The sequence below is a fragment of the Citrobacter sp. RHB36-C18 genome (assembly GCF_013814485.1).
Taxonomy (GTDB): domain Bacteria; phylum Pseudomonadota; class Gammaproteobacteria; order Enterobacterales; family Enterobacteriaceae; genus Citrobacter; species Citrobacter braakii.
The window spans coordinates 972,098-984,927 of record NZ_CP057125.1 but is presented as its reverse complement, the minus strand read 5'-3'; the positions used below and the strand labels follow the sequence as shown (position 1 = coordinate 984,927).

12 protein-coding genes and 2 pseudogenes are annotated in these 12,830 nt (G+C 51.1%); 10 read left to right on the top strand and 4 right to left on the bottom strand.

The window, feature by feature from the left end; all coding sequences use genetic code 11:
- Positions 1-30: 30 nt before the first annotated feature.
- Together cysI and cysJ are read right to left on the bottom strand one after the other, a co-directional pair.
- Complete coding sequence (gene cysI, locus HVZ52_RS04695; RefSeq protein ID WP_016154216.1) at positions 31-1,743, bottom strand: assimilatory sulfite reductase (NADPH) hemoprotein subunit; 1,713 nt, start codon at positions 1,741-1,743, stop codon at positions 31-33.
- On the bottom strand, positions 1,743-3,542 hold the full coding sequence (cysJ, locus tag HVZ52_RS04690; RefSeq protein WP_181598931.1) for an NADPH-dependent assimilatory sulfite reductase flavoprotein subunit: 1,800 nt from the start codon (positions 3,540-3,542) through the stop codon (positions 1,743-1,745). Before cysJ ends, cysI begins: the two co-directional genes overlap by 1 nt.
- A gap of 305 nt (positions 3,543-3,847) precedes the next feature.
- Between cysJ and queD the strand changes: the two genes are divergently transcribed.
- The 3 genes and pseudogenes from queD to HVZ52_RS23000 all read left to right on the top strand — a co-directional run.
- Positions 3,848-4,210, top strand: a complete 363-nt coding sequence (gene queD, locus HVZ52_RS04685) for a 6-carboxytetrahydropterin synthase QueD (protein ID WP_016154218.1) — start codon at positions 3,848-3,850, stop codon at positions 4,208-4,210.
- 81 nt (positions 4,211-4,291) lie between these two features.
- Positions 4,292-4,360 (top strand): annotated as a pseudogene (locus tag HVZ52_RS04680) (carbohydrate kinase); the annotation flags it as partial.
- A gap of 105 nt (positions 4,361-4,465) precedes the next feature.
- Positions 4,466-4,591, top strand: a pseudogene (locus HVZ52_RS23000) (hypothetical protein); the annotation flags it as partial.
- A gap of 52 nt (positions 4,592-4,643) precedes the next feature.
- On the opposite strand, the gene queE reads toward HVZ52_RS23000, so the two are convergent.
- Positions 4,644-5,315 (bottom strand): 7-carboxy-7-deazaguanine synthase QueE, encoded by a 672-nt coding sequence (gene queE, locus HVZ52_RS04675; protein WP_043017395.1) that lies wholly within the window; start codon positions 5,313-5,315, stop codon positions 4,644-4,646.
- A 113-nt stretch (positions 5,316-5,428) separates the two neighbouring features.
- Positions 5,429-6,085, bottom strand: coding sequence for a winged helix-turn-helix transcriptional regulator (locus tag HVZ52_RS04670; protein ID WP_046276166.1), 657 nt, complete (start codon positions 6,083-6,085; stop codon positions 5,429-5,431).
- 383 nt (positions 6,086-6,468) lie between these two features.
- On the opposite strand from HVZ52_RS04670, the gene HVZ52_RS04665 reads away from it, so the two are divergent.
- The 7 genes from HVZ52_RS04665 to HVZ52_RS04635 all read left to right on the top strand — a co-directional run bounded on the left by HVZ52_RS04665 (position 6,469) and on the right by HVZ52_RS04635 (position 12,801).
- A complete protein-coding gene (locus HVZ52_RS04665) occupies positions 6,469-7,101 on the top strand; it encodes a winged helix-turn-helix transcriptional regulator (RefSeq protein ID WP_249417949.1) in 633 nt (210 codons plus the stop codon).
- Between the two features lie 401 nt (positions 7,102-7,502).
- Complete coding sequence (locus tag HVZ52_RS04660) at positions 7,503-8,033, top strand: fimbrial protein (RefSeq protein ID WP_047414341.1); 531 nt, start codon at positions 7,503-7,505, stop codon at positions 8,031-8,033.
- Positions 8,034-8,121: 88 nt separating this feature from the next.
- On the top strand, positions 8,122-8,796 hold the full coding sequence (locus tag HVZ52_RS04655) for a fimbria/pilus periplasmic chaperone (protein ID WP_181599268.1): 675 nt from the start codon (positions 8,122-8,124) through the stop codon (positions 8,794-8,796).
- 59 nt (positions 8,797-8,855) lie between these two features.
- Positions 8,856-11,435, top strand: coding sequence for a fimbria/pilus outer membrane usher protein (locus HVZ52_RS04650; RefSeq protein ID WP_181598930.1), 2,580 nt, complete (start codon positions 8,856-8,858; stop codon positions 11,433-11,435).
- 66 nt (positions 11,436-11,501) lie between these two features.
- Positions 11,502-11,693 carry a hypothetical protein gene (locus tag HVZ52_RS04645; protein WP_046276151.1) on the top strand — a complete coding sequence of 64 codons (192 nt, stop codon included), beginning with the start codon at positions 11,502-11,504 and terminating at the stop codon, positions 11,691-11,693.
- Between the two features lie 39 nt (positions 11,694-11,732).
- Entirely contained in the window at positions 11,733-12,269 is a 537-nt protein-coding gene (locus HVZ52_RS04640) for a fimbrial protein (protein ID WP_046276150.1), read from the top strand.
- Positions 12,270-12,300: 31 nt separating this feature from the next.
- Positions 12,301-12,801 carry a fimbrial protein gene (locus HVZ52_RS04635; protein WP_046276149.1) on the top strand — a complete coding sequence of 167 codons (501 nt, stop codon included), beginning with the start codon at positions 12,301-12,303 and terminating at the stop codon, positions 12,799-12,801.
- Positions 12,802-12,830: the final 29 nt, after the last annotated feature.

Below are 12,830 nucleotides of genomic sequence, written 5' to 3'. Positions count from 1 at the left end.
ATTCAGCAGACCCGATAAGTCAATTTCACTTTATTCCCAGAAATCCCGGGCGGGATCGAGCACCGGGCGAATGATGCCCGCACGCACCGTAAAATCACCGAAGCCTTCACCCGCTTCGCGCTCTTTCGCCCAGCGCCCAACCAGTTCGTCAACGGAGTCGAGAATTTCCGATTCCGTAATATTTTCGCGATACATACGCGGAATGCGCGTGCCCATGCGGTTACCGCCAAGGTGTACGTTGTAGCGCCCCGGGGCTTTACCCACCAGGCCCAGTTCCGCCAGCATCGCGCGGCCGCAGCCGTTCGGGCAGCCTGTAACGCGCATCACGATATGCTCGTCAGGAATGCCGTGTTTTTCGAGAATAGCTTCCACTTTATCAGTGAACGATGGCAGGAAACGTTCGGCCTCCGCCATCGCCAGCGGACAGGTCGGGAACGACACGCAGGCCATCGAGTTTTCACGCTGCGGCTTCACCGCATTCATCAATCCGTGATCACGCGCCAGCTTCTCGATCTTCGCTTTTTGGCTTTCCGGCACACCAGCAATGATCAGGTTCTGGTTGGCGGTGATGCGGAAATCCCCTTTGTGGATCTTCGCGATCTCCAGCAGGCCGGTTTTCAGCGGACGGCCCGGATAATCCAGGATACGGCCGTTTTCAATAAACAGCGTCAGGTGCCAGTTATTGTCGATCCCTTTTACCCAACCAATACGATCGCCGCGACCGGTGAACTCGTACGGGCGGATAGGCTCAAATTTAATACCCGCGCGACGCTCCACTTCCTCTTTGAACGTGTCGATACCAACGCGTTCAAGCGTGTATTTGGTTTTGGCGTTTTTACGATCGGTACGATTACCCCAGTCGCGCTGCGTTGTCACCACAGCTTCTGCTACCGCCAGGGTGTGCTCCAGCGGCAGATAGCCGAACTCGCTCGCGGTGCGGGCGTAGGTTTTCTTATTGCCGTGCTCAATCGACAAACCACCGCCGACCAGCAGGTTAAAGCCCACCAGCTTGCCGTTTTCGGCAATCGCTACGAAGTTCATGTCGTTGGCGTGCAGATCGATGTCGTTCTGCGGCGGGATTACAACCGTGGTTTTAAACTTACGCGGAAGATAGGTTTGACCGAGGATCGGCTCTTCGTCGGTGGTCGCTACCTTCTCCTGATCCAGCCAAATTTCTGCATAGGCGCGAGTACGCGGCAGCAGATGTTCGGAGATCTTCTTCGCCCATTCATAGGCTTGGGCGTGCAGCTCGGACTCGTACGGGTTAGAGGTACACAGAACGTTACGGTTCATGTCGTTGGCGGTCGCCAGCGCGTCCAGCCCGACCGAATGCAGCATCTGGTGTACCGGCTTAACGTTCTTCTTCAGAATGCCGTGAAACTGGAAGGTCTGACGGTTGGTCAGACGAATGCTGCCGTAAATCGTGTTGTCATGGGCGAACGTGTCGATCGCCTGCCACTGTTTGGTGGTGATCACCCCACCCGGCAGACGGCAGCGCAGCAGCATCGCGTGACGCGGCTCCAGCTTTTGCTCAGCTCGTTCGGCGCGGATATCGCGGTCATCCTGCTGGTACATACCGTGAAAACGGATCAGCAGGAAGTTATCGCCTTTGAAGCCGCCAGTCAGGCCGTCGTTTAAATCTTCGGCAATCGTACCGCGCAGATAGTTGCTTTCCAGCTTCATACGCTCAGCGTCGGACAGCTTGCCTTCGACCACCAATGGTCCTGGGTATTTTTCGCTCATTAGTAGACATCTCGCTGATAACGGCGCTCAATGCGCAGCTCACTTAAAAATTCATCCGCCGCTTCGATATCCATAGCACCGAATTCGGCAATCACTTCCAACAAAGCCTGCTCAACGTCTTTCGCCATGCGATTGGCGTCGCCGCAGACATAAATGTGGGCACCGTCGTTTATCCAGCGCCACAGTTCCGCACCTTGTTGGCGCAGTTTATCTTGTACGTAGACCTTTTCTTTTTGATCGCGCGACCAGGCGAGATCGATGCGGCTCAGTACGCCCTCTTTGACGTAACGCTGCCATTCCACCTGGTACAGGAAATCTTCGGTAAAGTGTGGGTTGCCAAAAAACAGCCAGTTTTTGCCTTCGGCTCCGTCAGCCGCACGCTGCTGCATAAATGCACGGAACGGCGCAATCCCCGTGCCCGGTCCAATCATAATCACCGGTGTCTGCGGGTTAGCCGGCAGGCGGAAGTTATCGTTGTGTTCGATGAACACGCGCACTTCGCCCTCTTCTTCCACGCGATCGGCGAGGAAACTGGACGCGCCACCAGCACGGGCACGACCTTCAATGTCATAACGCACCACGCCCACGGTGACGTGCACTTCGCTTTCCACTTCCGCCTGGGAAGAGGCAATAGAATACAAACGCGGCGTCAGCGGTCGCAGAAGATCAACCAACGTTTGGGCGTCCAGTTGCGCTGGGGAGAAGCGCACCATATCGACGATTGGCGTGGTTGCGGCGTAATGCTGCAATTGCGCTTTGTCGCCCACCAGCGGCAGCAGAGAGTCGCTACGGGTTAAAGTGGCGTAGTTCTCGACGATATTGCCGGTGTTAACCGTCAGCTCGAAATGCCACTGCAGCGCTTCGGTGAGCGACAGGGTTTTGCCGTCAACCGTGACCGGCTCATCTCCTTTCAGCCACAGCAATTCAACCAGCTCTTTGACCAGCTCAGGATCGTTCTGATACCAGACTCCTAAGGCATCGCCCGGCTGGTAGCGCAGGCCGGAATCGCCGAGATCGATTTCAATATGGCGCACATCTTTTTCCGAGTCGCGACCAGTGATTTTCTGATTCACCGCAAGCGACGCCGTCAGTGGTGTTTCTTTGGTGTACGGGCTGGTGTGTACTTCATTTACCGCACCGCTCGCAGCAACTTGCACAGACGATGCCGCAGGGGCACGCGCTTTCAGGACATCAACCAGACGGGCACGCCATTCGGCTGCCGCGCCCTGGTATTCGACGTCGGCATCCACGCGGTCAAGCAAACGTTCACCGCCCAGCTCAGCCAGTTTTGCATCGAAGTCTTTTCCTGACTGACAGAAAAACTCGTAAGAAGTGTCACCAAGACCAAACACGGCAAAAGCGGTGTTATCGAGCTTCGGCGCTTTTTTCGAGAACAGGAATTTATGCAACGCTACGGCTTCTTCCGCCGGTTCACCTTCCCCTTGCGTCGACGCCACTACGATCAGCAATTTCTCATTGGCGATTTGTTTGAATTTATAGTCGCCAGCATTGATGAGAGTGACGTTGAGCTTTGCAGCGATCAGATCATCGCGCAGAGCTTCCGCCACACGACGCGCATTACCGGTTTGCGAGGCGGAGATAAGCGTAATGCCAGGCATTTCAGCAGCAGGCGCAGGAGTCGCCGCATTGCTGCCTGGCTGCTGATTCAGCACGCCCCAAAAATAGCCAGAAACCCACGCAAGCTGTGCGGGAGTGAAATCAGTCGTGGCCGCCTGAAGGCGTGCCAGTTGCTCCGGGTTTAGCGGTAGCAGAGCGGAAGGTGGGACCTGTGTCGTCATGCGTTGTCATGTTCCAGTAAGCAAAGCGGATTTCAGCAATAAAACCCAAACTGAAGATAAGGTTAACGGCGGGGATAGTAACAATTAAAGAAGGGATAGAAATAACAAATAACCAAATGAACTAACCTTTTTTAGTTATAGTTATTAACAGCAAAACAGATTGGATAACCATATGATATATCAATAATTATTAAATATTACCATCATGAATAGGTCGTTCTGATACTCAGCGCCCTTTTAACTAATGATAAAATTCGCTCTTTACGGTACCCTACGGCGGTTTTTCGCATTCTTGAGAGTAAAAAATGTCCACCACCTTGTTTAAAGATTTCACCTTCGAAGCCGCTCACCGCCTGCCGCATGTACCGGAAGGGCATAAGTGTGGCCGCCTGCATGGTCACTCATTTATGGTGCGTCTTGAAATTACCGGTGAAGTCGATCCGCATACCGGTTGGATCATGGATTTTTCTGAGTTAAAAGCCGCGTTTAAGCCAACTTACAACAGACTCGATCACTACTATCTGAACGATATTCCTGGCTTAGAAAACCCAACCAGTGAAGTACTGGCCAAATGGATTTGGGATCAGGTTAAACCGGTTGTCCCTCTGCTGAGTGCCGTAATGGTGAAAGAGACCTGCACAGCAGGCTGCGTGTATCGCGGGGAATGATTGTATCGTCTGTGGCGACGGTCAATTTTCCTTAACTAACACTCTGTTAGGGTTATGTGCTCTGGATATCTGGAGCACAATATGTCTGACGATTTCGATATTATTATTATCGGTGCAGGGATAGCGGGCACCGCTTGTGCTTTACGCTGCGTGCCCGCTATGTGGTACTGGCGGAAGGGGCAACAACCTGCTGGCCGAGCGTTATGGATTCCTGCCTCGTCCCTCGACAACCGCAATGGCATTAAAGAGACTTTGGCGCTGGATAAAGGGAATTTCCGCGATTTAACCCAGCACACCGATGTGATCCTGAAAAAGTCGTATGAAGTGTTGCATGGCGGCCTGGATAACGTTAATTCGATTCAGAGCTGGTCTAACGCATAAGGTTGTCCGGCCTGCATGTAGCACTCAATGCAGGCCGATAAACCCATTATCATCAGGCAATATTCAGATATTTATGGGTCTGCATCGACAGACGCCAGTTCCGCGCAATACAAGTATCAATACACAAACGCGTGGCATCTTCTTTCTGGCTGATTGGCTGTAAGGCGATGATACGCGGTTTGTCGTCGCTCAACGTAGCCAGCAGTTCATCCAGCGCTTCAATATCGCGAACGCGACCAACCGGATGTTTGATTTCATTCGCACGCTCCAGCGCCTGCGACAGCACATCATAACCGCCGCGCATATTCACCTTCGGCGATACGGTCACCCAGGTATTCGGCGTACAGCGCACTTCGTGGGTACCGCTGGTTTCAATCTGGCAGCTAAAGCCGTTCTTTTCCAGCAGGTCTGTCAGCGGCATCAGGTCATGAATGCAGGGCTCGCCACCGGTTATCACCACGTGACGGGCGGTATAGCCCTGACGCAAAATGACCGCCAGCAGATCCTCGCTGCTCGCCGCGCCCCATTTATCGCTCTCTTTGGTCTTAGCCAGGATGCTGTACAGGGAAACTTCCCGATCCTCAAGCTTATCCCAGGTGTGTTTGGTATCGCACCAGGCACAGCCAACCGGGCATCCCTGTAAACGAATAAAAATGGCGGGGACGCCGGTAAAGTAACCCTCACCTTGCAGGGTCTGGAACATCTCGTTAATCGGGTACTGCATAGTCATCTCTGTGAGGGGGATAAAGCATAAGTATCGCAGATTTCGGTCATCAGGTCATGTACGGGAGCCGCCGCGCCTCTGTGGCTTCAGGTGCTGTCGCCAGCGGTGATGATTTAATATTTTGAAGGTATGTTGTTTATCGCTCTGAGCAGGCCTTTTTCAGTCTCGATATAATTTCCAGTCTTCAGCTGAGCCAGTATCTTCATGATGCTGCTGCGTGACAGAAAGGTACGGCTTAAAATATAAGAAACAATGCTGACATTATTTCTCACTTCTTCTGTTTCATCCATCAGTTCATAGAGCTGATAGCATATAATCTCATAAGAAGATAATGCCGAGATCTTCGTGCAGTGATCGAACATTCTTGTCGCACTATAAATTAATAGCGCGGCTACGCCTTTCCACAGGTTACTCCTGTCGATAATCCGGTTAGCATCGGCAATAGAAAGAACGCTAATATCAGAAGTCTCATTCGTTCTGATATAGAAATAATCATGCTCCAGCAACTGCGTACTTAAGCCAAATATATAGGGAGCTGATTCTGAATTTAAGGCAATACCGTCGGCATGGCGATAAAGCGTAATGTTACCGTGATGAAGTAAAAAACATTTATGCTCCCCTTCCACTCTAAAGTTAAGTGACTGCTTATTGGCGAGCGTCAACTTATTGGCTGAAGGTGTAAGGATACTTATCAGTTGATTGATATCAGCCAGAGGCTTTTTGTGTCTGATGCTGTAACTTATTGAGGTGGCTCTTTTTTTATTATTCACAAATAAATCCCTCCATAGGCTTATGAACATCCCCCTAACGCACTCCCCTCACATAAACGATAATTATGATAATTGTTTTAGATTTTTAAAAGTTATTTATGGGTGTAAAATTACACCCATAAATAACTTGCATAAATATCCATAATACTATTATGGGTACTGAATTCATTCTTCTTAAAAATCATCCAGTTTGATATTACAGCCATTTTAGTAAAAGGAAATAAGTAATAAAACCATAAATTATTTATCAGAATTATTTTGTTATATAAACAAAATTAAATATTACTTTGAAGATATTGATTTAAAAAGAAATAAGATTAAGATCTATCGGATAATTCTGAGTCAAATTTTAAGTGAGCGTCAATCAACATGAGGAGTATGTTATGGATACCGAACATCCGGATCGCAGTCTGAACCTCTCCGCTACCGCCGAACTGCTGGAATGCCTGGCTCCTCTGGCGACTTTTGCTATGTATCCTCCCAACACCCGGTTATATCTTTATAATAATGGCGTTGCGTACTGCTATCTGGTACGAAGCGGCGTGTGCAACGTCTATCATCAGACGAGTGAAATTCTGCTGGGCACGCTGTATGTGCCAGGGATCATGGGTCTCAGTGGAACACTTTACGCCGAGGCGGGGATGTTTATTCAGACCCACAGTACCTCTGAGATCGCCGTTACCCGTACCGATAAGGTCAACCAGTTCGTCACCGAACACAATCTCTGGAGGCTGCTGGCCTGCCATAGCCTCAGAGTCACCTCACGACTGTATACGATAAATACCAGGCTCATGGCCACCTGTGCCTATGAAATTGTCCGCGTTCAGTTACAGGAGTTGATGAGTGAACCAGCGGAATACAGACATGATGTTTCTGCCGCGCAGTATATCCAGCAGAAAACCAGCCTTTCACGTAGCAGCATTATGAAAATCCTCGCCCAGCTTAAAAAGGGGGGCTATATCAGCATTGAAAACGGCATCCTTTTGACAATCGAGCATCTTCCGTTAAAGTACTAACCTATTGTATCAACGAAGAAAAATAACGTACTCATCTTCGATGAAATGTTTACCCTTATAATATTTTCTGGTTTTGTTAACTGGCAGTCGCTATTTTCCCAAGACTTACCCCCCCTCTGGCATAACCCTTTTATCGCGGAAAACACACAGGGTGTAAAATTACACCCAAAAAAGTGTTGCCGGATATTTTGAAATGTACAAGAATAATCTCATACAAATTATAACGTTTGACAAGCCCGTTTTAAATATAAAAGCAGGGAAATGTCATTCTTATTAATATTATCATTAGAGATCTGTGAGCCTGGAAACGGGACGATATTCTATTGATAAATTTCAAAAAGCTGCCGTTTGCCTGGCAATACATTAATACTAATAAATTGAATATACTCAAGGAATAGATCATGAAAAGCAAATTACTGCCACTGGGAGTGCTGATTTCGTCTCTGGCTGGAGTTTCAGCGATGGCAGCTGACGGAGAGGTGAATTTTAACGGCGAGATTATTGATGCCGCCTGTACCGTCACCAATAGTCCGGCCAGTCCGCTGACGGTGACATTAGGTCAGGTCAGTAAGAGCGCCTTTACCAACGCAGGCTCTACTGCTGCACCGACCAAATTCACGTTGCAGCTCACGGATTGCCCGGTAAGCGCAACCAAGGCGGCCGTGAAGTTTGACGGCTCCCCGGTAGCAGGGAGTCCTGGCGTGCTGGCCCTGACCGCAGAAACTGGCGTGGCAGGCGGCGTGGGGATTCAATTATACGACGATGCCAATACCGCGATTCCGCTGTATAACGCATCCAAACAATACCCTCTGACGTCAGGCACCGGCGTGGTGAATAATCTGGATTTTATTGCGCGCTATATCGCCACATCGACAACGGTTACCGCAGGCAAGGCTAATTCAATGGCAAGTTTCACCATTGTTTATAATTAATAGCCCGTCATACCTGCATAACGAAATTGTTATTCGGACCGATGGATTATTGTCGGTCCGTCCTCACTCTTTTAATGAATGACTAATGATGAAACTTATTCCTCTCACCTTGCTGACTGCAATAATAATAACCTCAGGTTTAGCCCAGGCTGGCCTGATTGTGGGTGGCACCCGCTTAATTTACGATGGGAGTAAGAAAGAGTCTTCAATTAATGTAAGCAACCCGGACCAGGCACCTTATCTGGTGCAAAGCTGGGTCGAGCCCGAAATTAATCGCGCAGAGAAAACGCCGTTTGTGATCACCCCGCCGTTATTTCGTCTGGACGGCGGGCAGGAAAATGTCTTGCGCGTCGTGCGGGCGGGCGGGAATCTACCGCAGGATAAGGAATCGCTGTACTGGCTGAATATTAAGAGCATCCCCTCGATAGAAAAAGATCAGGGTAAGAACATGTTGCAGATCGCGGTCAAGACGCGCATCAAACTGATCTATCGCCCTGAAGGTTTAAAAGGATCGGCGGAAGCGTTAACCCATAAGCTGTCCTGGCAGCGCCGCGGCAACCGGCTGGAGGTGAGTAACCCGACTTCATTTTATATGAATTTCCAGAGCGTTATCGTTGCAGGTAAAGAGCTGGAAGATGCCCGGTATGTTGCGCCGCAAAGTAGCGCCAGTTTTGAATTACCCACCGGTGCGGGTAATAGCGTGAGCTGGAAAATTATTAATGATTACGGCGGAATCGGCGAGCTTCATCGTGCTTCATTCTGATAAATAACAGCACAGGCATCCGGCGTTAATTATTTACCCCTCAGGGAAGGACTACACAGATGAGGAGCCCAAAAAACCTGCGCGAATATCCACAGCCCAATAATATTGGCAGGCTGATTTATCTTTTTTCGGCACCCTTTTTACTATTGAATTTAACAACTTTTGCCTCACACGCCAGGGAATATTTTAATCCGCTGATGCTGGAAATTGACAATCCGCATCAGGAAAAGACCGATCTTAGCGTATTTGAAGAGGAAAACGGCCAGGCACCGGGCGTTTACCGGGTCGATATCTCTGTCAACAACCAGTTTCAGGAAACCCGGGAAGTGGAGTTCAGCATGCAGCCCGGCCCGGATGGGAAAGCGCTTCTGTCGCCATGCCTGAGCGTGAGCCAGCTTAACGCGATGGGAGTCAAAACCGACCTGTTCCCGGATCTGGGCGATGCCGCCGCGCCGTGTGCCAGGCTGGACGCGATCCCCCAGGCTCGCGCAGAGTTTCGCTTTAGCGCGCAGCAACTGCTGTTGAGCATTCCGCAGGCCGCCATTGTGATGAATCCACGCGATTACGTTCCTGAAACGCAGTGGGATGATGGGATCACCGCCCTGCTGCTTAATTACAGCGTGAACGGCGCCAGTACCCGGGCGCGGGATCGTAGCGGCACGGACAGTACGACCCAGTACGCCAACCTGCGTCCCGGCATGAATATCGGTCCCTGGCGGCTGCGTAATTACACAACTTTTCAGCGGGATAATAACGGTCGCGACAGCTGGGACACCGTCTATACCTATTTGTCCCGTGATATTCGCGTCCTGAAGAGCCAACTGGTGCTGGGAGACAGTGCCTCCCCGTCCGATATTTTCGACAGCGTTCCTTTTCGCGGCGCGCAGCTGGCGTCCGACGAGGAGATGATCCCCGACAGCATGAAGGGCTATGCACCGGCGATCAAAGGCATCGCGCGAACCAATGCGCAGGTGATTATCCGGCAGAACGGGTATGTTATTTATCAGAGCTATGTGGCACCGGGCGCATTTGAAATCAACGACATGTACGCCACCGGCGGCAGCGGGGATCTCTATGTGACGATTAAAGAAGATAACGGCAGCGAGCAGAATCTCGTCGTACCGTTTGCCTCACTGCCGGTGCTCCAACGTGAACAGCGGCTGAAATATTCACTGACCAGTGGCCAGTATCGTTCGTATGACCGCAGCGTGGAAAAGACGCCGTTTAGCCAGGCGACGCTGATCTACGGCCTGCCACGGGGTTTTACCCTCTACGGCGGCGGCCAGTTTGCGAACCACTATCAGTCGCTGGCGCTGGGCGTCGGTAAAAATCTGGGGGAAATTGGCGCGCTTTCGCTGGATGTCACCCATTGCTGGTCGAAGATACAGAACCAGCCGAAGGAGAAAGGCCAGTCATGGCGGATCCGCTACAGCAAAAATATTGTCGAAACCGGGACTAACTTCGCCATTGCCGGTTATCGCTACTCGACCGATGGCTATTACACGCTGGCAGAAGTCATGGATACCTGGCGCGGCGGGAACACCCCGACGTTTTTCGAGCGCAGGCGTAACCGTACTGAACTGTCGCTGAGCCAGAATTTGTGGGAAAGAGCGGGATCGCTGTCGCTGAGCCTGATAAACGAAGACTACTGGAACAGCGGCCGGACCCTGCGGTCGATGAGCGCCGGTTACAACAATAGCTGGAACGGCATCAGTTACGGGTTTAATTACAGCTATAACATTAACTCGACGTCGCGCAGCGGGGGCTCCGGCAAAGAAAAGGTCTATGAGCGCGACCAGGTGTTCTCACTGAATATCAGCATTCCACTGAATCGCTGGTTGAGTAATACCCACGCGTCGTGGAACGTCAGTAGCAGCCAGAAAGGGAGCACCAATCACACCGTGGGTCTCAATGGTACGACGCTTGAGGGCAATAACCTGAGCTGGAGCATCCAGCAGAGTTACGGCAGCCAGGGAACGGGCAACGGCGGCAATCTGAACGCCGACTATCGCGGAACTTATGCTGAAGTCACTGCGGGATATGCTTACGACAAAAACAGCCAACGGCTGAACTACGGGCTACAGGGCGGGATAGTCGCGCACGCCAGCGGCGTCACCTTCGGCCAACCGCTGGGTGAAACCATGGCGCTGGTTCAGGCACCGGGAGCCTCCGGGGTTGGCGTAAGCAATCAGAGCGGGGTGAAAACCGACTGGCGCGGCTATGCCATCGTGCCTTATACCTCGCCCTACCGTAAAAACCAAGTGCAGCTGAATACGCTGACACTGCCCGATAACGTAGAGCTGATGCAGACCACCCGCAACGTGGTGCCGACGCGGGGAGCCGTGGTGCAGGCCAGCTTTAACGCCAGCGTGGGCCAGCGCGTGATGATGACGCTATTGCTGCAAGGTGGAATGCCAGTGCCATTTGGCGCGACGGTCAGCGATACCGCGCAGAAAAGCGCCCAGGCGTTTATCGTTGGCGATGGCGGACAGGTGTATCTGACCGGTCTGGCCGACAGCGGTGAACTAAGAGTGAAATGGGGGAACGGCGCAGAGCAGCAGTGTCAGGTGAATTATTCCCTGGCTAAAGCGATGCTGGAAAATAGCGATATTCAGATCGTTAGCGAGCGGTGTCATTAAGTAAATAACTTAGCCGTTCAAAAAATAATTTTTTATCTGATACCTGTTGCGTATTGAGGTATACCAATGAACAAAATGAAATTTCAGAAAATTATCTGGAGCGCTGCTTTTCTAATATGCAGCTCATTTTCTGCGCTTGCCGCCTGCAATATCGAACAACAAAAGGGGGGTATGGCATGGGATAATTTTCAGACGAAAGACAGCGTGACCGCGGGAAGCGCTAACGCCACCGCGACACTCAATATTACTTATCAGTAGACGGCTCCGCCATCTGAGTTATAAAAAGGAGGGGACTAAATGAATATTCATAAAAGATTCATTCATCTGGCGCTGGCAGGGCTATATTTAGCGGCAACAATCAATATTGCCGGGGCCAATCCGGTCAATATTAATGTTACCGGCAAAGTCGTCGCCTCACCTTGCACCGTTGACACCACCAAATCACAGCTCAATGTTAATTTGGGTGATAATATTCAGGCCACCGCCCTGGCACAGCCTGGTAACGTCACGGCATTCAAAACCTTTTATTTAATCTTAAAAGATTGTCCTTTTGGCACAACATCGGTAACGGCGGCCTTTTCCGGAACGCCAGCAGCGAACAGCCCCGGGGATTATGCCAATACCGGGACGGCAACCAACGTTAACGTACAGCTTAAAGAGAGCCAGGAATCCGGTAACGGTAAGTTTTTAGGTCCGGGAACCACATTAAAGCGTAATGTTGCAACCGACCGCACTGTTTCCTTCCCGATAGGCGCACGTGCCATTGCTGCAGCAGCAGACGTTATGCCCGGCACGATAGTGAGCGTTTCACAAGTCACCTTCACTTATCAGTAAACCTGACTTCTCTGCTCTACGGGTGTTTATTATGCAGCAACAAATGAAATATGTTCTCCCCGCGCTTTGTCTGGCGTGCTCTGCATATGCTGCGGAGATCAATATCGGTGGTCATGTTGTGGCGTCTCCCTGCGTGGTCGAGATCGCCTCGCAAAACCAGAGCGTTAATTTCGGCCAGCTCCGCTTAAATGAAATGCGCGCCGACGGAAATGCTTCCGCGTGGAAATCCTTTGAGGTGAGGCTTTTCAAATGCCCGGCAGGAACGACATCGGTGGACGTGACGTTCAACGGACAGCCGGCCGTAGAAGATCCCACGCTGTATGCCAGTACGGGGACCGCCGCCAACGCCGCCGTGCAAATGGCCCAGGACACAAACAAGGCGCAGGTGCAGGGAAACGGCAGCAGCATGAACGTCCTGGTTGACGCTCAGCGCAAGGCGACCTTTTTACTGGCTGGTCGGGTGATTGTCTCTGACACTACCCTCCCCGGTACGTTTAATTCCCTGGTACAAATGAATTTTACTTACCGATAAACAAAACCACCCTGCTTAGAGCCAGGCTC